The following is an 18,104-nucleotide window of genomic DNA, read 5'->3' as shown; positions in this document are numbered from 1 at the left end:
GAGATATTAATAGTTGATGATTGCTCTAAGGATGGAACAATTCAAATTTTAAAAAAATTAGGTAACGATAATAAAATAGTTATTTATTTTCATGATAAAAATTTAGGTAAAGGAGCAGCTATTCAAACAGCACTTAAGAATCTAACTGGAGATATTGTCATAATTCAAGATGCAGATTTAGAATATGATCCTTCAGATTATGATAAATTACTAACCCCTTTTTTTGAGGCTAATGCTGATGTTGTTTATGGTTCAAGATTTTTGGGTGGAGGAAAATACTCTCGTGTACATTTTTTTTGGCATTATTTAGCTAATAAAATTTTAACTTTTATTTGTAACCTTTTTACTAATTTGAATTTAACTGATATGGAAACTGGTTATAAGGTCTTCAAATCCTCAGCTTTAAAAAGTATATCACTTAAAGAAAAAACTTTTTCATTTGAACCCGAAGTGACTATAAAATTATCAAAAAAAAAATTTAAGTTCTTTGAAGTTCCAATAACTTATAATGGTAGATCATATGATGAAGGAAAAAAAATTGGATTGAAAGACGCATTTATCGCGCTAAAAACAATAATTTTATATTCTTTAATAGGCTAGATATTTCTTAATTTATCTTTGACTAAAATGTTTCTTTAGGTATAAATACCTCGCCTGGTGATTATAGCGAAGAGGTAATACCCGATCCCATTCCGAACTCGGAAGTCAAGCTTTTCAGCGCCGATGGTACTTTGTCTTAAGACATGGAAGAGTAGGACTTTGCCAGGCTAAACTCTTTAAACTATGAAAATAAAAAGTTCACTAAAATCGATAAAAAAAAGAGATTTAAATTCTAAACTCGTAAGACGTAGAGGAAGAGTTTATATAATAAATAAAACCAATCCCAAATTCAAAGCAAGACAAAAATAATTTTTATGGATAATGAAAACCATAAAAAAACTTGGAATAATTTTACCAAATTTGTGTTGTGGGGAACTGTCGCGGTAGTGACAGTATTGATATTAATGGCGTTGTTCTTACTATAAAACTTTCAAATGAAAATTGGATCAGTCTTAGAAAATCAAAAAACCGAAAAAAGAATTTCAATTACCCCTGAGATTGCAAAAAAGTATAAATCTATTGGACTAGAAATATATTTACCAAAAAATTATGGAGCACATTTAGGAATTTCTGATGAAGAATACGTAAATTTAGGTGTTAAATTTTGTGATGATGAAAAAGAAGTTATAAATCTCTCAAATATTGTTGTTCAATTAGGACTATTGTCTGATGATAAATTCTCATTGTTAAAAGAGGACCAAACTTTAATTGGAGTACTAAATCCATACGATAACAAAAAAAAGTTAGACGAGCTTACAAAAAAAAAGATAAAACTTTTTTCTTTAGAATTATTACCAAGGATAACTAGAGCTCAGTCTATGGATATTTTATCTTCACAAGCCAACTTAGCAGGATATAAGGCAGTTATTGAGTCATTTGCTAATTTTAAGAAAGCCATACCCATGATGATGACAGCCGCTGGTACAATTCCAGCAGCAAAAATTTTAGTTGTTGGAGCTGGTGTTGCCGGATTACAAGCAATAGCTACAGCAAAAAGAATGGGTGGAATTGTCTTTGCCACGGATGTAAGGATGGCGTCAAAAGAACAAGTTGAAAGTTTAGGTGGAAAATTTTTAACAGTTGAGGGTTCTGAAAATTTAGAAACTGAGGGTGGTTACGCAAAAGAGGCCTCTGATGATTTTAAAAAAAAACAAGAGGAATTACTCTCTGAAACTCTAAAAAAAATTGATATAGTAATTTGTACTGCGTTAATTCCTGGAAAAAAAGCTCCAGTCATTATTAAAGGGGATATGATTAATAATATGCAAGCTGGGTCTGTTATTTATGATTTAGCTGCTATACAAGGTGGTAACACTGCATTTACAAAAGCAGATGAAATTATTGAAAAGAATGGAGTAAAAATTATGGGTGAAAGTAATATTTTAAATAAACTACCTATGTCCGCTTCTAGCTTATATGCAAAAAATATGTTTAATTTCATTGAAAACTTATTTGATAAAGAAAATAAAAAACTAAATATTAATTTAGAAGACGAAATAATAGAAAAAACACTTATTAAATAATATGGAAATTGATCCTTTAATATTCAGGCTTAGTATATTTATCCTTTCAATATTTGTTGGATATTATGTTGTTTGGAGTGTTACTCCATCATTACACACACCTTTAATGTCTGTAACTAACGCAATTTCATCTGTAATAATTGTTGGGGCTATTATAGCAGGATTATCTGGTAATTCAGATAGCGTGTTTAATACTTCTAGTATTTTTGGTTTTTTAGCTATTGCATTGGCAGCAATAAATATTTTTGGTGGTTTTTTAGTAACTCAAAGAATGCTTGCAATGTACAAAAAAAAGAAAAAGGATAAAAAATGATATCAGCGAACTTATCAGCAGTTTTTTACCTAATTTCTGGTGTGCTTTTTATTTTAGCTTTGAGAGGTCTGTCTTCTCCAGAAACATCAAGACAAGGTAACTTTTTTGGTATTCTTGGAATGATAATAGCTGTAACTGTTACTTTTTTATCTATAGGTAATTTTTCAAGCGGATTTGTCTATGTTTTAATATTTATTTTAGCTGGAGGTTCAATTGGAGCTTTTATTGCTTATAAGATACCAATGACTGCGATGCCAGAGTTAGTTGCAGGATTTCATAGTTTAGTTGGCCTTGCAGCAGTATTTGTAGCAATTTCTGCTTTTTTAAATCCAGAGGCATTTAATCTAGGAATGCCAGGAAACATAAAGCTTGGTAGTTTAATTGAGATGTCAATTGGAGCAGCAGTTGGAGCTATCACATTTTCAGGTTCAGTAATTGCTTTTTTAAAATTACAAGGAATTATGTCAGGATCACCAATCACATTTAAAGGTCAGCACCCTTTAAACGCTATAATCTTAACTTCTATAATTGCTCTAATTTATTTATTATGTTCAACACAATCATCAAATTTATTTTGGATATTATTAGCTGTCTCATTTTTGATTGGTTTTCTTCTAATAATACCAATTGGTGGAGCAGATATGCCGGTGGTGATTTCTATGCTTAATTCTTACTCTGGTTGGGCAGCTGCAGGCATAGGTTTTACTTTAGAAAATACAGCATTAATAATTACAGGTGCTCTGGTAGGATCATCTGGAGCCATATTATCTTATATAATGTGCAAAGGAATGAATCGCTCATTCTTTAATGTAATTTTGGGCGGCTTTGGTGCAACTGATGAAAAGTCAAGTAGTTCATCTAAAGAACAGAGACCAGTTAAAAGTGGAAATGCAGATGATGCTGCATTTTTGATGAAGAATGCCTCATCAGTTATAATCGTTCCTGGTTATGGTATGGCAGTTGCTCAAGCACAACACGCATTAAGAGAGATGGTTGATACTTTAAAAAAAAACGATATTAAAGTTTCTTATGCTATTCATCCTGTTGCAGGTAGAATGCCAGGTCATATGAACGTATTATTGGCTGAGGCAAATGTACCTTACGATGAAGTTTTTGAATTAGAAGAAATTAATAATGATTTTGCAAATGCAGATGTTGCCTTTGTAATTGGTGCAAATGATGTGACTAATCCTATTGCAAAAACTGATCCACAAAGTCCAATTTATGGAATGCCGGTATTAGACGTTGAAAAATGTAAATCTGTTTTATTTGTCAAAAGAAGTCTTTCACCTGGATATGCAGGCATTGACAATGATCTTTTCTATAAAGAGAATACACTTATGCTTTTTGCTGATGCAAAGAAAATGACAGAAGATATTACAAAAAATTTATAGTTCATGAATATAAAAGTTTTTTGTGATATTGCTGATTTAGAAAATATTAAAAAGTTTAATAGAAATAAATTTGTGAAAGGGTTTACTACAAACCCAAGCCTGATGCGAAAAGCAGGAGCTAAAGATTATAAATCTTATTCAAAACAAATACTCAAAGTTTGTAATAAAAAACCAATTTCATTTGAGGTTTTTGCTGATAATCCAAAATTAATGATTGAACAAGGCGTTAAGATAAATAAGTGGGGTAAAAATGTATATGTAAAAGTTCCTGTTATAAATTCTAAAAAAAAATTCACTGGTAAAGTTATTAAAGAATTGAATGGAAGAAATATCAAACTTAATATAACAGCTGTTTATACAGCTAAACAAACAGCAAATATTTTAAAAGTGATTAACAAAAAAACAAAAGTGATTATCTCTATTTTTGCTGGAAGAGCAGCAGATACTGGCAAAGATCCTGTGCCTGAATTTATAAAAAGTATAAGAATTGCGAAAAGTTTTAAAAATGTTCAAATTTTATGGGCAAGTGTAAGAGAACCTTATAATTTTATTCAAGCAAAACAACTAGGTTGTCACATAATAACTATACCACCATCGATCATTGAAAAAATACAAAAATTTGGAAAATCTTTTGATCAATTAACTCAAGAGACAGTTAAGAATTTTTTGATTGATAGTAAAAAATCTAAATTTAAACTTTAGTAGTATTGGTTGCGGGGGACGGATTTGAACCGCCGACCTTCAGGTTATGAGCCTGACGAGCTACCAGACTGCTCCACCCCGCGATATACTTAAATTCTGTTTTTTAGTTTATTAAGTTTTTTAACTCTCTTAATATTTTCTTGAAGAATTCTTTTTTTCTTTTCAGAAGGTTTTTCATATGTATTTTTTAACTTTATCACTTTAAAAAAACCATCTCTCTGAAGTTTTCTTTTTAAAACTCTTAGAGCTTGTTCTACATTATTATCTTTAACTTCTATTTTAATAAATACCTCCAAAAAAAAGTGTAGTTAACATTTTTATATTTTTATGTCCATTAAATTTATTCATGATAAAGGATTATATTGATTGTTTTTGTTTTTCTTTCTCTTTTTTTTCTCTTTTAATTCGTCTTTCAGCTTTTTCTAATGCTTGAATTAAATCTTTTTGAGTAAATAAATTTAAAGCAACAGGGTCTTTTGGATTCAAATTATTATAATTCCAATAACTTTTATTTCTTATCGAAGTAACAGAATTTTTAGTAACCCCCACAAGCTTAGCAATTTGTGAGTCTTTTAGAATAACATGATTTTTAATTAGCCAGAGTGCAGAGTCTGGTTTGTCTTGTCTTTTTGATAGGGGAACGTATTTTTTAATTTTTTTTTCTGAATTCGATATTTGAATGTCAGTATTTTTTATTTCTAGCGGCCTTGATTGATCTTTTGAGGATAATTCAATTTCCTCTCTTGAAAGTTGTCCTGAGATTATTGGATTATAAGCTTTAATTCCTTTGGCAACTTCGCCATCAGCTATGCCCTGGACTTCCACTTCATGCAAATTACAAAAATCAGCTATTTGTTTAAAAGTGAGTGTCGTGTTTTCTACTAGCCATACAGCCGTTGCCATAGGCATTAAGGGAGCATTTGTCATTAACTTTTATTTTCTGATCTAAAATTTTGGAATTTTTTGTTAAATTTACTTATTCGACCTTTGTCTAATAATTTTTGTTTTCCACCCGTCCAAGCAGAATGTGATTTAGGATCAATTTCTAATTTTAGAACATCTCCCTCAGCGCCCCAAGTAGATCTTGTTTCAAACTGTGAACCATCTGTCATTTCAACTTTTATAGAATGGTAATTAGGGTGTATTTTTTTTTTCATCACGAGACTTATAACAAAAGAAATTTTTAAAACAATTAAAAGTTGCCCAGTTTTTCAGTAAATTTCGTGTTAATTTCTACTGATGTAGCTAAAACTTTTACATTTTTAATATTATTAAGATCAATATCATTAATCATTCCACCAGCTTCTTTAATCAAAACTATACCTGCGGCTATGTCCCATAAATTTAAGTTACTTTGTGCGTATCCATCTAGTCTTCCAGATGCCACATATGCAATATCAAGCGCTGCACATCCGGATCTTCTATAAGTAAAGCTTGGTTCGCTCTTTAATTTTCCAACTGCAAATAAACATTCATCCAAATTATTTTTTTTCGAGACTCTTATTCGTTGATTATTAAAAAAAGCTCCATTATTCTTTTCAGCATAAAACATTTCATCTTTAATTGGATCAAAAATCAATCCACTTATAATCTCATCGTTTGATTTCAAAGCGATGGATATTGCAAAATGTGGTATTCCATGTAAAAAATTTAATGTTCCATCAATAGGATCAATTATCCATGAGTTAGTAGTATCTTTATTTTTTTCAACACCATTCTCTTCACTAATAATTGAATAGTTTGGTCTTGCTTTTTTAAGCTCCTCTATAATTATTTTTTCTGCTTTAACATCTGAATTAGTTACAAAGTCCCTTGGTCCTTTTTTGGATACTTGTAACTTCTCTAATTCACCAAAATCTCTTATTAAAATTTTAGATGCTTTTTCGCATGCCTTTATCATCACATTGAGATTTGCAGATATTGAATTCATAAATTAAATTTTTTTGATGTATTCTAAATTTCTGGTATCTATGACAACATTATCTCCCGCTTCAATAAATGGTGGTACCTGAATACTTAAACCATTGTCTAAAACTGCAGGTTTATAAGATGATGAAACAGTTTGGCCTTTTAATGCAGCATCTGTAGTTTCAATTTTACAAGTTACTTGGTTTGGTAAATTTACAAAAATTGGGTTATCATTATAAAAACTTATTGTTACCTCAAGATTTTCAGTCAATAATTTCCCTTTTTCACCTATTAGACTTTTTTGAATTTCTGTTTGTTCAAAATTTTTTGGATTCATGAAAAAGTACTTTTCTTGGTCCTCATATGAAAATGAAAAATTAGTTTCTTCTAATGAGGCTTTTTCAATTGTTTCACTAGATCTGAATCTTTCATTAAGTTTGGTATTTTTGTTAATACTTTTCATCTCCACTTGTGCAAATGCTCCACCTTTTCCAGGTTTAACATGTTGTGTTTTCAGTACCTGCCACAAATCATTTTTATATTCTAGCAACATGCCCACTCTAATTTCACCTGCATTAATTTTCATATTAATTTTTTAATAGCGTTCTTTGGTTTAAGTTTTTTATTTTTCCAAATGTAGCCTGAAATAGCTAAAAAGTTTGCCTTATTCAACAAAAGATTTTTATAATTATTAAAGTTAATACCACCGATTACAACAATTGGGGTATTTGTAATCTTTTGAGCTTCTTTAAGTAAACTTATGGATGCTTTATATTTAACTTTTTTTGTTTTAGATGAATTAAAAGCTCCAAAAGCTAAATAGTCAGCTTTACTTTTAATTGCTGATTTTGCGAGTTTAATTGAATTATGACATGTAATTCCGATTATTTTATTCCCAATTAATTTTCTTGCCTCTCTAATTTTCATATCACTTTGACCAAGATGGCATCCATCGGCATTTAATTTTTTTGCAAGATACACGTCATCGTTAATTATAAATTTTACCTTAAATTTTTTACATATCTTCTGAATTTTACGTCCAATTATTAATTTTTTTTTGAAACTATTTTTTTTAAGTCGTAGTTGAAAAAAACTTGTTTTTTTTTGTTTTAATACTTCATTCAAATTTTTAAAAAAATTTTTTTCAATTTTAGGTGGGGATATTAGGTAAATAAATCTTTTTTTATTATATCTCAAGATCTTTTGACCATTTTCCTTGGGCAGCCAATGTATTCATTTTGGCTCGGTGGTTAAAAATCTGCTGAGTACCCTCAATATCCTTAATATCTTGTGACCAATACTTTAATGCACCTTGTTGAAGGGCCCTCCCGTAAGAATAGCTCATTACAAAGTTGGTATTATTGTGTTTGTTAATTAAATTTAAGTTCTCTGTCGACTCAATTTCAGACTGACCTCCAGATAGGAAAGCTATACCTGGTACTTCAGAGGGCACTGAGGATTTTAAACATTCTAAAGTTAATTTTGCCACTTCTTCATTGGTAATTTTTTCTTTAGATCTGTTTCCTGCTAAAATCATATTTGGTTTGAGTATAATTCCCTTCAAATCTACTTTATGTGTTATTAGTTCCTCAAAGCATTTTTTTATAACTTCAGAAGTTTTTTCTAAACACTCTTTAGCAGAATGATCGCCATCCATTAAAACCTCAGGCTCAACTATTGGAACCATGTTGCACTCTTGAACTAAAGCAGAATATCTCGCTAATGCATGTGCATTAGAGTGTATTGATAGTTTGCTTGGATAATTTTTAGTTATATTATAAACACCTCTCCACTTGGTAAATTTCGCACCTAATTTGTAATATTCTTTTAATCTTTCCCTTAATCCATCAAGACCCTCAGTAATTTTTTCATCTGGAGAACCAGCTAAAATTTTTGCCCCTGTGTCTACTTTGATACCTGGTAATGAGCCTGTATCTGATATTAATTCTGGAATTGTATTTTTTTTTGACGATATTTGTTTAATTGTTTCATCGTAAAGAATTACACCTCCAATACAATCTTTCATTGAGGATGAGCTAAAAAGTGTTTCTCTGAACAACAATCTATTTTCTGGGGTTGAGGAGACATTTACACTGTCCAATCTTTTAGTCATTGTTGTAGTGCTTTCATCTGCAGCTAAAATTCCTTTACCGTTCTCTAAAATTTTTAATGCTGTTTTATTTAGTTCTGACATTTTAATTCAGGGCTTTTATACCAGGAAGCTCTTTTCCTTCAAGATATTCTAAAAAAGCACCACCAGCAGTTGAAACAAAATTAAAATCTTTAATTGCATTTAATTGATTAACAACTGCCACAGTATCCCCTCCACCAACTACAGAATAAATTGAATTATCTTTATTTTTTTTAATAATTGTTTTTGCAATCTCAATGCTACCTTTAGCAAAATTTGGATTTTCAAAATAACCAGCAGGACCATTCCAAAGAACTGTTTTGCTATTTTCAATTATATTTTTAATTCTTTTTAGTGCTTTAGGTCCCACGTCTAAGATTAAATCATCATCTGCTATGTCTTTAAGATCTTTTATCTGAGCATCGTCATCTACACTTTTACCTATCAAGACATCTTCTGGATAAGTAATTTTACAGAGTGTATTTTTTGAAATTTCAAAAATTTCTTTTATTATACTTTCACAATTTTCTTCACTAATTGATTTTCCAATTCTACTACCTTTGAAGCTCAGAATATTATTAGCCATACCTCCTACAAAGATTATGTTGTTTAATTTAGGTACTAAGTTTTTGATTATATCTATTTTTGTAGAAATTTTTGATCCACCAATAATACAAGTAATTGGTTTTTTGATTTCAATAGTAACTTTTCTTAAAGCATTTACTTCAGTCTCAAATTGTAATCCAGCAAATGATGGCAGAAATTCTGTAATTTTACAAATTGAAGCATGTGTTCTATGTGAGCAAGAAAAGGCATCATTTACGAACAAATCTGCAAAACTAGCTAGGTGTTTTGAAAAATTTAACTCATTCTTTTCTTCTTGTGCGTAAAATCTTATGTTTTCAAAAAAGATAACTTTCTCCTCAGGCTCTTTAAATAAATCATCTCTTTTGATTTTTAAAATGTCCTCACTTATAAAGTTGACTCTAGTTTTTATCTTTTTTTCTAAGTAATCACAAATTGGTTTAAGGGAGAGATCTTTATTAAATCTGCCTCTCGGACGTCCGACATGAGAAATAATTAAAATTTTTGAATTTCTTTTTATTAAAAAATCGAGAACAGGTATAATTTTAATTATTCTAGTTTCATCAACAATTTCACCATTTTTCAAAGGAACGTTTAGGTCTAATCTTAATAAAACTCTCTTACTATTAAGATTGTCATGATCTTTAATATTGTTCATTAAGAATTCTTGTGAAGATATTCTGCAATATCACACATTCTATTTGAGAAACCCCATTCGTTATCGTACCAGGCTGAAATTTTACCCATATTTTTACTCACCACTTTTGTTAAACCTTCGTCTACTATTGAAGAAGCAGGATTGTGATTAAAGTCGATTGAAACAAGTTTTTCTTTTGTAGTTTCAAGAATTTTATTTTTTTTGCTAAAATTTTGAAATGCTAAATTAATCTTATCAATAGTAATGTCTTTTTTTGTACAAAAGATGAATTCAATTAATGAAACATTGGGTGTAGGGACTCTCATAGCTACACCTTCTAATTTGCCTTTAAGCGAAGGTATAATCTCACCAATTGTTTTTGATGCACCTGTTGAGGTTGGCACAATAGACTGGCTTGCTGATCTAGCTCTTCTTAGATCTTTATGAGAATTATCTAATATTCTTTGATCACCTGTAAAGGAGTGAATTGTAGTCATAAACCCTTTTTCAATTTCGAAATTTTCGTTTAAAACATGAGCCACAGGGGCAAGACAATTTGTTGTGCAAGAAGCAGCAGATATAATCTTATCCTCTTTTTTTAATTCAGTCTCATTTACTCCATAAACAATAGTTTTGTCAGCATCTTTACACGGAGCAGAGACAATAACTCTTTTCGCACCATTATTGATATGTGTTAGTAATTTTTCTTTTGAGTTAAATTTTCCTGTACACTCTAAAACATAATCCACTCCATATTTATTCCAATTAATATTGTTTAAATCTGTTTCTTGCCCAAATAAAATTTTATTTTTGTTGATAATAATGTGGTTTTCATCAAAATCTATTTGTGCATTAAATTTTCCGTGAATAGAGTCATATTTTAATAGAGATGAACATGTTTCAGAATTAGTTCTATTATTAATGTATTTAATTTCTATATTTTTATTTTTATTCTCGATAATTGATCGAACAATCATTCTTCCGATTCTACCCATTCCATTTATTCCAACTTTGACTGTCATAATTTTTTTTTAATTTTTTTTACTATAATTTCTGAGTTTAATCCAAAGTGATTATATATATCTTTATAAGGCGCACTTTTTCCAAAATCATCAATTCCAAAATTAAGTCCTTGGCTGCCTGTATATTTTTTCCAATAACCAGTTTCAGAGGCCTCTATAGAAATTACAAGCTTAGTTTCATTTAAAATTTTATTTTTGTAGACTTCATTTTGTTGATCAAATAATTCCTGGCAAGGCATTGATATTACTTTTGAGTAAATGCCATCTGTGGCTAATTTATGACTAACGTCTATTGCGAGACTAGTTTCGGATCCTGTTGCTATAATAGTTGCACTTATTCTATTACTCGTTCTTAAAACTTCATAAGCGCCAGCTAAAGACAAATTTTTTGATGATTTTTTTGTACGAACTGGATTTAAGCTTTGTCTTGTAAGGGCTATTACGCTTGGAGAACTTTTGCTATTTAACGCCAATTGCCAACACTCAAAAGTTTCTATTAAGTCAGAAGGTCTAAAGATATTCAAATTTGGTATTGAACGTAAACTTGTCAATTGTTCTATTGGTTGATGGGTTGGTCCATCTTCTCCAAGACCAATTGAGTCATGCGTAAAAACATAAATAACTTTTTGTTTCATCATAGCCGCTAGTCTTATTGATGGTTTACAATAATCACTAAATATTAAAAAAGTTCCACCATAAGGAACAAGCTCACTATGAAGTGAGATACCATTCATAATACCACACATCGCATGTTCTCTTACTCCAAAATGGATATAATTTCCGGAAAAATCATTTGATTTAATAATTTTATGATTTTTGGTTTTAGTATTATTGGATCCTGCTAAATCTGCTGATCCACCAATTAAGTTTGGAAGTTTGGATGCAATTTCCAAAAATTTTTCTGAACATTTTCTAGTAGCTATTGGTTGTAATTTTTTTAAGTAGTCTGATTTTGCTTTGTCTATTTCTGCATTGATAGTATTTTTATTAAATTTTATTGAAAATTTTTTTTTGTTCTTATTAGCTTTAATTGATGCCTTTTTACCAATTAATCTCCATTGATCCATTAAGTTTTTTGGAATTTCAAAAGTATTATGTGGCCAGTTCAATTTTTTTCTGACCAATCTTATTTCATCTTCACCTAATGGACTGCCATGAGATGAGGCTTTACCACCTTTATTAGGGGATCCGTATCCAATCGTTGTTTTACAAGAGATTGCTATAGGTTTTTTTGATTTTTGTGCTTTTTGAAGAGCCTTTGTTATTTCTTTAAAATTATGTCCATTAATTTTTAAATAATTCCAGCCATAGCTTTTGAACCTTTTTTCATGATCATCAGATACTGCTAAGCTAGTTGGACCATCTATCGAAATTGAATTGTTATCAAAAAGTAATATCAGGTTTTTAAGTTTAAGGTGTCCAGCAAGACTCAAAGCTTCATGACTTATTCCCTCCATCAAGCAGCCATCACCCGCTAAAACGTAAGTTTTATGATTGATAATTTTTTTTCCCAATCTCTTTTTTAAAATTTCTTCTGAGATTGCAAAACCAACTGCATTAGAAATTCCCTGTCCTAAAGGACCTGTTGTAGTTTCAATGCCAGTGCTTGGATGATACTCGGGGTGTCCCGCACATATTGAATTTAGTTGTCTAAATTTTTTAATTTCTCTTAAAGAAATACTTTTATAACCCGTCAGATAGAGAAGTGAGTAAAGTAGCATTGACCCATGACCTGCTGACAGAACAAATCTATCTCTATTAATCCAATTTGGATTTTTAGGATTAAAGTTTAAGAAATCTTTAAAAAGAACAGTTGCAACATCAGCCATTCCCATAGGCATACCTGGATGCCCAGAATTAGCTTTTTGGATAGCATCTATAGACAAAAATCTGATACAATTCGCTAATTCTTTATAAAGTTTACTCAAGTAATTATCCTGCCTAGACTAAGAAGATTCTATTTAATAATATAATCATATATATATGAATTCTGTGATCGAAAAAGAAAAAAAACTAAATTTAGCATTAGCAAAATTAAAAAATTTAAACTTAAAAAACCCTGACGTTAAAAAAAATATAGAGAATTTAAGTAGTCAAAAAAATCAATTAGAAATTGAAAAGCAAGAAATAGAAGAAAAATATAAAAGTTTAATTAATGATTATAATAATTTAAGTAAAAAATTAGACGAATTACAAAATCAAGAAAAAGCTGAACAAAAAAGACAAATTGAGTTTTCTGAAAAAATTGATGAATTAAATCAAGAAACAGATATTTTATTAGATGAAATAGATAAATGGCAAACGTAAGTATTAAGTTTAACGGAAAAGAATTTTTATTGTCTTGTGAGGACGGCCAGGAAGAGCATCTTGAAGAATTATTAATTCAAATCAATCAGAAATTTAATAATCTTAAAAACGATCTTGGCAATCTTGGAGAGAATAAACTTCTATTAATTACAGCTGTTAAAGTAATGGATGAATATTATGAAACTAAAAAAAAAGTAGATCAAAAAAAGAATGAGTTGAGAGATCTTTCAAATAAATTTAAAGAGCTTAAATCTTTAATTTATGAGTACAGAGACAAGAAAGAGCTGGAAATAAACTCACTTAATAAAGAACACCTTAAATTAAAAAATGAAATTGAAATAAATCAAAGGAGTTACGAGAAGTTAATAGACGAGGCTGCTGATGAAATTTCAAGTTTTGTTGAAAAAGCAAATTTAGAAAATATTTCTAAGTAAAATTCTAGTGAATAAATCTGAAATCAGAAAAAAATTATTAAAAGCCAGAAAACTAAATAACAATAAAAATTTACTAATAAAATTAAGTCATATTCTGAAAATTTTAAAAAAAGAAAAAGTAAATAAAAAAATAATTGGTGGTTATTATCCATATAATCATGAAGTTGATCCAATTAAAATTCTAAATAAACTTGAAAAACTTGGTTATCAAATATCATTACCAAAAATTAAAAAAAATAATCAAATGGATTTTTTATACTGGTCAACAAAAGAGCCTCTATCAATTAATAAATATGGAATACCTGAACCTACATCAGATCAAATTGTCTATCCAAGTATTCTTTTGGTGCCACTTGTAGCTTTTGATAATCATTTAAATAGAATAGGTTACGGAGGTGGTTATTACGATAGGTATATTAAAAAGCTAAAAAAAAACAAAAAAATTATATTAATTGGGTTAGCTTATTCTTTTCAAAAAGTAAAAAAAATACCAGCTAACAAGTATGATATGAAACTGGATTTTATTGTAACAGATAAAAATTTTATATGAGAATTTTATTTTTAGGAGATGTGGTAGGAAACTCTGGTTGTTCAAAAATATTGAATAATCTTTTAAGCCAAAAAGAATTGAATAAAATTGATTTTGTAATAGTCAATGCAGAAAATGCAGCTGAGGCAGGAGTTGGATTAACAAAAGAAATCTGTGAGGATTTTTTTAAATGTGGTGTTGACGTTATTACCACTGGTAATCATGTTTGGGATCAAAAAGATATTATGAAATTTATTGATAATGAAAATAGGTTACTTCGCCCAAAAAATTTATTTGAGCCAGCACCAGGCAAAGGATTTGAAGTTTTTCAAAATGAAAAAAATATAAAAATTGGAGTTTTAAATTTAATGGGAAACGTTTTTATGAAAAAATGTGATGACGTATTTGAGATTTCAGAAAAATTTTTAAAAGAGCACAAACTAAAAAAGGATTATGATTTTCTAGTTGTTGACTTTCATGGAGAAATTACTAGTGAAAAAAATGCGATAGGATATTTTTTTGATGGTAAAGCTACTCTAGTAGTTGGAACACATACACACATTCCAACAAATGATGCGAGAATTTTGAAAAATGGGACAGCTTATCAAACAGATGCAGGTATGTGTGGTGATTATGACTCAGTTATTGGAATGAATAAAGATAATTCTTTAAATAGATTTATGAAAAAGGAGTCAACAAAACATTATCCGGCTACTGGTGATGCTACTTTAAGTGGAGTGATTGTTGATTGTGATATAAAAACTGGTTTAGCAAATAAAATTGAAAGCTATATTTTTGGAGGTCAGTTAAAAAATACTTAATTAGTTTATGGCAGGGCATTCTCATTGGGCAGGAATAAAACATAAAAAAGGTAAAGCTGATAAGCAAAGATCTAAAATTTTTTCTAAGTTGTCGAAAGAAATTACTGTTGCAGCAAAACTTGGGGATAAAGATCCAGCAATGAATTCAAGATTAAGATCTGCGATACAAGCTGCAAGATCAGCAAATATGCCCAAAGAAAATATAGAAAGAGCGATTGATAAATCTTCAGTTAGTACTGAGTCAAATTTTGAAAATTTAAGATATGAAGGCTTTGGACCAGAAAAAGTAGCAGTAATAATAGAAGCATTAACAGATAATAAAAATAGAACAGCGTCCAGTATTAGAACAATTTTTCAAAAAGCAGGTGGCAATCTAGGAACCCAAGGTTCTGCTTCTCATAATTTTAATCAATTAGGAATAATAAAGATCGATAAAAAAGAGGTTTCTGATGATCAAATTTTTGAGCTAGCCACCAATGCTGGAGCTGATGAATGTAAATCGGAAGATGATTTTCACGAAATACAATGTCCTGTAAGTGAAATTTATAATGTTAAAAAAGAATTAGAAAAAGAAATTACTAATTTTATCTCAACAGAAATTGAATGGGTGCCACTTAATAGTGTAAAAATTTCTAAAGAAAAAAATGGAGATTTAGTAAATTTCTTTGAATTACTTGAAGACAATGATGATGTACAAAATGTTTATTCTAATGCTGAATTTGTAAATTAAATTATGTTAATAATAGGTATAGATCCTGGAATTTCTGGTTCAATTTGTTTTTTAGATAATGGAAAAATCCTAAACGTAATTGAAATGCCTATAATGACAGATGGGAAAAAAAATAAAAAACAAGTAAATGGCTCGCAAGTTTATAATGAAATTAGCAAAAGAATTAAACAATTTGAAAAAAATCAAATTAGAGTTGTGATTGAACACGTTTCTGCAATGCCTGGTCAAGGTGTTACTAGTATGTTTAATTTTGGACAATCGTTTGGAATTTTAAAGGGTATTTGTACCGCGATGCAACTACCCATGTACTTTGTAAGGCCCGCAAAATGGAAAAAATATTTTAATCTTTTAAATTCTGAGAAAGATGCCAGCAGGACAAGAGCAATAGAAATATTTCCTTATTTTTCATCTCAATTATCAAGAAAGAAAGACTCAAATAAAGCTGATGCAATTTTGATAGCAAGTTTTTATCATGAAACTTACAAAATTGACGAATAGCTTTTAATATTCAGACAAAATCATGACACATTTAAGTGTGAGAAGACGATATGGAAGCTGATATCACGTCTCAAGCAGTTGGGCTAGCCTCAAGTGCTGATTTTTCTTTAATAAATTTATTTATTAGAGCTGACATAATTGTTAAGTCAGTTATCATAATGCTAATCGCTTGTTCTATATATTCATGGGCAGTAATTATTGAAAAATATAGATTGTTTAAAAAAATTAATCAATCTACCGAAGAGTTTGAAGCAAAGTTTTGGAATTCTAAATCTGCAGAAACTTTTTATAATAATCTACCAGCAAACGTTCAAGATCCAATGGCTTTAATTTTTAAAGATGCGATGCAAAATTTATTGAAGAGAAAATCTAGAACAGACTTAAACAATAGAATGACCACAATGTTAGAGACGGGTATTGAAAAACAAATATCAAAAATCACTAAAGGTTTTACTTTTTTAGCAACAGTTGGATCAACAGCTCCATTCATAGGCCTATTTGGAACAGTTTGGGGAATTATGAACTCTTTTCAATCTATAGCAATTTCAAGAAATACGAGTTTGGCAATTGTTGCACCTGGAATAGCTGAAGCACTATTCGCAACTGCGTTAGGTCTACTAGCAGCAATACCTGCGGTTGTTGCATATAATAAATTTAATAATGACTCAATAAAGTATTCCCAAAAATTAGAAAATTTCTCAAAAAGATTTTTAACGATTATCTAAAATGGCTTTTAAATTTAATCGTTCATCAAAAGAACCAATGAGTGAAATAAATGTAACACCATTTGTGGATGTAATGTTAGTGCTTTTAATTATTTTTATGGTTACTGCCCCTTTGTTAACTGTAGGAGTTCAGGTTGATTTACCAGAAAGTTCTGCCGACTCTCTTCCTGAGGAAGCTGAACCACTGACTTTGACAATAAACTCTAAAGGTGAAATTTATATTCAAGAGTCAAAAGTTGAATATGAAAAAATAATAGCAAAAGTCTTAGCGGTTTCAAAAAATAGAACTGATACAAGAATTTATGTAAGGGGTGATAAAACAATTAATTATGGAAGAGTATTGGAAATTATGGGCTTACTCTCTGGGTCTGGTTTCACCAAAGTAGCACTTATATCTGAACCATATAAAGAAAGGTAAGAAGTGAATAGAAGTATAATTATATCTTCTGTATCACATCTAGCGTTAATAATGATTACAGCTTTTAGTTTACCATTCTTAGCTAAAAAACCAATTGATCTTCCTCCTATAGTATCTGTAGAATTAATACAGATCACAGATAAAACCAATATTCCATATGCACCAAAGGCAAAAAAAATTATTGAAAAAATTAAAGAGAAAGAAAAAAAGTTGGTATCTGAACAGGCTCCTCCAAAAAAAGTAAAAAAAATTAAACCAGATGCAGTTCCAATGCCAGATGATAAGCCTAAGAAAGCTGAGAAAATAAAAGAGGATAAACAAAATCCGGAAAAAATTGATAATGAGGTTAAGCAAGTTTCAGAATTTGAAAAAAAAGAGTTATTTGATCCAAATAATATTGCAGCATTAATTGATAAATCTAAAGTTGAAAGCGCTGAAGCAATAAAAAAAAATAACAAAATTACGCAAGATCAAAAGAAGAATGTTGAAAATGCAGGTTTATCTTTAAGCGAAGAGGACGCGTTAAAAGCTCAAATTTTTGGCTGTTGGAGTATTCCCTTGGGTCTGCCTTATAATGAGAATTTATTAGTAAGAATTAAACTTCAATTGAATCCAGATGGAACAATTCAAGAGTCAGAGATTTTGGATCATGCAAGAATGAATAAACCTGGTCAAGGTTTTTATAAGGTTTTAGCGGAAAGTGCTTTAAGAGCAATAAAATTATGCCAGCCCTTAAGAGTTCCGACAACTGGTTATGAGAGATGGAAAGAATTACAACTAAATTTTGATGCAAGAGAAATGTTAGAGGGGTAGAATATTTTTATGAG

The 18,104-nt window shown here is 29.7% G+C and carries 26 protein-coding genes, 1 tRNA gene and 1 rRNA gene; 17 read left to right on the top strand and 11 right to left on the bottom strand.

All coding sequences use genetic code 11. From position 1 onward, the window contains the following. The 8 genes from ACTT83_RS02530 to ACTT83_RS02495 all read left to right on the top strand — a co-directional run. On the top strand, window positions 1-600 hold a 600-nt coding region (locus ACTT83_RS02530), incomplete at its 5' end, for a glycosyltransferase family 2 protein (RefSeq protein WP_440918605.1). Between the two features lie 53 nt (window positions 601-653). Next, a 5S ribosomal RNA gene (gene rrf, locus ACTT83_RS02525) occupies window positions 654-768 on the top strand. A gap of 15 nt (window positions 769-783) precedes the next feature. Continuing rightward, window positions 784-909, top strand: a complete 126-nt coding sequence (ykgO, locus tag ACTT83_RS02520; protein WP_075501769.1) for a type B 50S ribosomal protein L36 — start codon at window positions 784-786, stop codon at window positions 907-909. Between the two features lie 5 nt (window positions 910-914). Next, window positions 915-1,025 (top strand): aa3-type cytochrome c oxidase subunit IV, encoded by a 111-nt coding sequence (locus ACTT83_RS02515; protein WP_440916001.1) that lies wholly within the window; start codon window positions 915-917, stop codon window positions 1,023-1,025. A 9-nt stretch (window positions 1,026-1,034) separates the two neighbouring features. Next, on the top strand, window positions 1,035-2,123 hold the full coding sequence (locus tag ACTT83_RS02510) for an NAD(P) transhydrogenase subunit alpha (RefSeq protein WP_440918604.1): 1,089 nt from the start codon (window positions 1,035-1,037) through the stop codon (window positions 2,121-2,123). A 1-nt stretch (window position 2,124) separates the two neighbouring features. Beyond that, the gene (locus ACTT83_RS02505; RefSeq protein WP_440916003.1) at window positions 2,125-2,436 is read left to right on the top strand and encodes a proton-translocating transhydrogenase family protein; all 312 of its coding nucleotides are present in this window, start codon (window positions 2,125-2,127) and stop codon (window positions 2,434-2,436) included. Continuing rightward, complete coding sequence (locus ACTT83_RS02500; RefSeq protein ID WP_440918603.1) at window positions 2,433-3,830, top strand: NAD(P)(+) transhydrogenase (Re/Si-specific) subunit beta; 1,398 nt, start codon at window positions 2,433-2,435, stop codon at window positions 3,828-3,830. Before ACTT83_RS02505 ends, ACTT83_RS02500 begins: the two co-directional genes overlap by 4 nt. 3 nt (window positions 3,831-3,833) lie before the next feature. Beyond that, entirely contained in the window at window positions 3,834-4,532 is a 699-nt protein-coding gene (locus ACTT83_RS02495) for a transaldolase family protein (protein WP_440918602.1), read from the top strand. A 6-nt stretch (window positions 4,533-4,538) separates the two neighbouring features. On the opposite strand, the gene ACTT83_RS02490 is transcribed toward ACTT83_RS02495, so the two are convergent. From ACTT83_RS02490 to tkt, 11 genes are all read right to left on the bottom strand, one after another. Further along, a tRNA-Met gene (locus ACTT83_RS02490) sits at window positions 4,539-4,615 on the bottom strand. A 6-nt stretch (window positions 4,616-4,621) separates the two neighbouring features. Then, window positions 4,622-4,816 (bottom strand): 30S ribosomal protein S21, encoded by a 195-nt coding sequence (rpsU, locus tag ACTT83_RS02485; protein WP_075484443.1) that lies wholly within the window; start codon window positions 4,814-4,816, stop codon window positions 4,622-4,624. A 73-nt stretch (window positions 4,817-4,889) separates the two neighbouring features. Further along, complete coding sequence (locus ACTT83_RS02480; RefSeq protein WP_440916006.1) at window positions 4,890-5,459, bottom strand: cell cycle transcriptional regulator TrcR; 570 nt, start codon at window positions 5,457-5,459, stop codon at window positions 4,890-4,892. Beyond that, complete coding sequence (gene rpmE / locus ACTT83_RS02475) at window positions 5,459-5,689, bottom strand: 50S ribosomal protein L31 (RefSeq protein WP_440916007.1); 231 nt, start codon at window positions 5,687-5,689, stop codon at window positions 5,459-5,461. Before rpmE ends, ACTT83_RS02480 begins: the two co-directional genes overlap by 1 nt. Window positions 5,690-5,724: 35 nt before the next feature. Next, a complete protein-coding gene (locus tag ACTT83_RS02470) occupies window positions 5,725-6,462 on the bottom strand; it encodes an inositol monophosphatase family protein (RefSeq protein WP_440918601.1) in 738 nt (245 codons plus the stop codon). Between the two features lie 3 nt (window positions 6,463-6,465). Then, entirely contained in the window at window positions 6,466-7,026 is a 561-nt protein-coding gene (gene efp / locus ACTT83_RS02465) for an elongation factor P (RefSeq protein WP_440918600.1), read from the bottom strand. Further along, the gene (gene thiE, locus ACTT83_RS02460; RefSeq protein ID WP_440918599.1) at window positions 7,023-7,637 is read right to left on the bottom strand and encodes a thiamine phosphate synthase; all 615 of its coding nucleotides are present in this window, start codon (window positions 7,635-7,637) and stop codon (window positions 7,023-7,025) included. Before thiE ends, efp begins: the two co-directional genes overlap by 4 nt. Further along, window positions 7,627-8,634: a class I fructose-bisphosphate aldolase gene (locus ACTT83_RS02455; protein WP_440918598.1), complete on the bottom strand. Its 1,008-nt coding sequence runs from the start codon at window positions 8,632-8,634 to the stop codon at window positions 7,627-7,629. The genes thiE and ACTT83_RS02455 overlap by 11 nt, the downstream gene beginning before the upstream one ends. Before the next feature lies 1 nt (window position 8,635). Continuing rightward, the gene (locus tag ACTT83_RS02450) at window positions 8,636-9,814 is read right to left on the bottom strand and encodes a phosphoglycerate kinase (RefSeq protein WP_440918597.1); all 1,179 of its coding nucleotides are present in this window, start codon (window positions 9,812-9,814) and stop codon (window positions 8,636-8,638) included. Beyond that, window positions 9,814-10,815, bottom strand: a complete 1,002-nt coding sequence (gap, locus tag ACTT83_RS02445; RefSeq protein WP_440918596.1) for a type I glyceraldehyde-3-phosphate dehydrogenase — start codon at window positions 10,813-10,815, stop codon at window positions 9,814-9,816. Before gap ends, ACTT83_RS02450 begins: the two co-directional genes overlap by 1 nt. Beyond that, the gene (tkt, locus tag ACTT83_RS02440; protein ID WP_440918595.1) at window positions 10,812-12,743 is read right to left on the bottom strand and encodes a transketolase; all 1,932 of its coding nucleotides are present in this window, start codon (window positions 12,741-12,743) and stop codon (window positions 10,812-10,814) included. Before tkt ends, gap begins: the two co-directional genes overlap by 4 nt. Before the next feature lie 55 nt (window positions 12,744-12,798). Here tkt and ACTT83_RS02435 point away from each other — a divergent pair, with 55 nt between their 5' ends. The 9 genes from ACTT83_RS02435 to ACTT83_RS02395 are packed head-to-tail and all read left to right on the top strand — an operon-like array spanning window position 12,799 to window position 18,090. After that, complete coding sequence (locus ACTT83_RS02435; protein WP_440918594.1) at window positions 12,799-13,122, top strand: 5-formyltetrahydrofolate cyclo-ligase; 324 nt, start codon at window positions 12,799-12,801, stop codon at window positions 13,120-13,122. Continuing rightward, a complete protein-coding gene (gene zapA / locus ACTT83_RS02430) occupies window positions 13,110-13,556 on the top strand; it encodes a cell division protein ZapA (RefSeq protein WP_440918593.1) in 447 nt (148 codons plus the stop codon). The genes ACTT83_RS02435 and zapA overlap by 13 nt, the downstream gene beginning before the upstream one ends. A gap of 7 nt (window positions 13,557-13,563) precedes the next feature. Beyond that, window positions 13,564-14,106: a 5-formyltetrahydrofolate cyclo-ligase gene (locus ACTT83_RS02425; RefSeq protein ID WP_440918592.1), complete on the top strand. Its 543-nt coding sequence runs from the start codon at window positions 13,564-13,566 to the stop codon at window positions 14,104-14,106. Continuing rightward, window positions 14,103-14,906, top strand: a complete 804-nt coding sequence (locus ACTT83_RS02420; RefSeq protein WP_440918591.1) for a TIGR00282 family metallophosphoesterase — start codon at window positions 14,103-14,105, stop codon at window positions 14,904-14,906. Before ACTT83_RS02425 ends, ACTT83_RS02420 begins: the two co-directional genes overlap by 4 nt. A 7-nt stretch (window positions 14,907-14,913) precedes the next feature. Beyond that, window positions 14,914-15,636 (top strand): YebC/PmpR family DNA-binding transcriptional regulator, encoded by a 723-nt coding sequence (locus ACTT83_RS02415; RefSeq protein WP_440918590.1) that lies wholly within the window; start codon window positions 14,914-14,916, stop codon window positions 15,634-15,636. A gap of 3 nt (window positions 15,637-15,639) precedes the next feature. Then, window positions 15,640-16,134: a crossover junction endodeoxyribonuclease gene (locus ACTT83_RS02410; RefSeq protein WP_440918589.1), complete on the top strand. Its 495-nt coding sequence runs from the start codon at window positions 15,640-15,642 to the stop codon at window positions 16,132-16,134. 50 nt (window positions 16,135-16,184) lie between these two features. After that, window positions 16,185-16,859: a protein TolQ gene (gene tolQ, locus ACTT83_RS02405; RefSeq protein WP_440918588.1), complete on the top strand. Its 675-nt coding sequence runs from the start codon at window positions 16,185-16,187 to the stop codon at window positions 16,857-16,859. Between the two features lies 1 nt (window position 16,860). Beyond that, entirely contained in the window at window positions 16,861-17,277 is a 417-nt protein-coding gene (gene tolR / locus ACTT83_RS02400; protein ID WP_440918587.1) for a protein TolR, read from the top strand. A 3-nt stretch (window positions 17,278-17,280) separates the two neighbouring features. Beyond that, on the top strand, window positions 17,281-18,090 hold the full coding sequence (locus ACTT83_RS02395) for a cell envelope biogenesis protein TolA (protein WP_440918586.1): 810 nt from the start codon (window positions 17,281-17,283) through the stop codon (window positions 18,088-18,090). Window positions 18,091-18,104: the final 14 nt, after the last annotated feature.

Origin of the sequence: Candidatus Pelagibacter sp. (assembly GCF_052049775.1) — a bacterium.
GTDB lineage: Bacteria > Pseudomonadota > Alphaproteobacteria > Pelagibacterales > Pelagibacteraceae > Pelagibacter.
The sequence above is the reverse complement of the archived record's forward strand: the minus strand, read 5'-3'. Positions and strand labels throughout refer to the sequence as shown.

Coding starts and splice junctions, on each gene's coding strand:
- ykgO (WP_075501769.1), top strand. CDS start 784: ATGAAAATAAAAAGTTCACTAAAATCGATAAAAAAAAGAGATTTAAAT.
- ACTT83_RS02515 (WP_440916001.1), top strand. CDS start 915: ATGGATAATGAAAACCATAAAAAAACTTGGAATAATTTTACCAAATTT.
- ACTT83_RS02510 (WP_440918604.1), top strand. CDS start 1,035: ATGAAAATTGGATCAGTCTTAGAAAATCAAAAAACCGAAAAAAGAATT.
- ACTT83_RS02505 (WP_440916003.1), top strand. CDS start 2,125: ATGGAAATTGATCCTTTAATATTCAGGCTTAGTATATTTATCCTTTCA.
- ACTT83_RS02500 (WP_440918603.1), top strand. CDS start 2,433: ATGATATCAGCGAACTTATCAGCAGTTTTTTACCTAATTTCTGGTGTG.
- ACTT83_RS02495 (WP_440918602.1), top strand. CDS start 3,834: ATGAATATAAAAGTTTTTTGTGATATTGCTGATTTAGAAAATATTAAA.
- ACTT83_RS02480 (WP_440916006.1), bottom strand. CDS start 5,459: ATGACAAATGCTCCCTTAATGCCTATGGCAACGGCTGTATGGCTAGTA.
- rpmE (WP_440916007.1), bottom strand. CDS start 5,689: ATGAAAAAAAAAATACACCCTAATTACCATTCTATAAAAGTTGAAATG.
- ACTT83_RS02470 (WP_440918601.1), bottom strand. CDS start 6,462: ATGAATTCAATATCTGCAAATCTCAATGTGATGATAAAGGCATGCGAA.
- efp (WP_440918600.1), bottom strand. CDS start 7,026: ATGAAAATTAATGCAGGTGAAATTAGAGTGGGCATGTTGCTAGAATAT.
- ACTT83_RS02455 (WP_440918598.1), bottom strand. CDS start 8,634: ATGTCAGAACTAAATAAAACAGCATTAAAAATTTTAGAGAACGGTAAA.
- ACTT83_RS02450 (WP_440918597.1), bottom strand. CDS start 9,814: ATGAACAATATTAAAGATCATGACAATCTTAATAGTAAGAGAGTTTTA.
- gap (WP_440918596.1), bottom strand. CDS start 10,815: ATGACAGTCAAAGTTGGAATAAATGGAATGGGTAGAATCGGAAGAATG.
- ACTT83_RS02435 (WP_440918594.1), top strand. CDS start 12,799: ATGAATTCTGTGATCGAAAAAGAAAAAAAACTAAATTTAGCATTAGCA.
- zapA (WP_440918593.1), top strand. CDS start 13,110: ATGGCAAACGTAAGTATTAAGTTTAACGGAAAAGAATTTTTATTGTCT.
- ACTT83_RS02420 (WP_440918591.1), top strand. CDS start 14,103: ATGAGAATTTTATTTTTAGGAGATGTGGTAGGAAACTCTGGTTGTTCA.
- ACTT83_RS02415 (WP_440918590.1), top strand. CDS start 14,914: ATGGCAGGGCATTCTCATTGGGCAGGAATAAAACATAAAAAAGGTAAA.
- ACTT83_RS02410 (WP_440918589.1), top strand. CDS start 15,640: ATGTTAATAATAGGTATAGATCCTGGAATTTCTGGTTCAATTTGTTTT.
- tolQ (WP_440918588.1), top strand. CDS start 16,185: ATGGAAGCTGATATCACGTCTCAAGCAGTTGGGCTAGCCTCAAGTGCT.
- tolR (WP_440918587.1), top strand. CDS start 16,861: ATGGCTTTTAAATTTAATCGTTCATCAAAAGAACCAATGAGTGAAATA.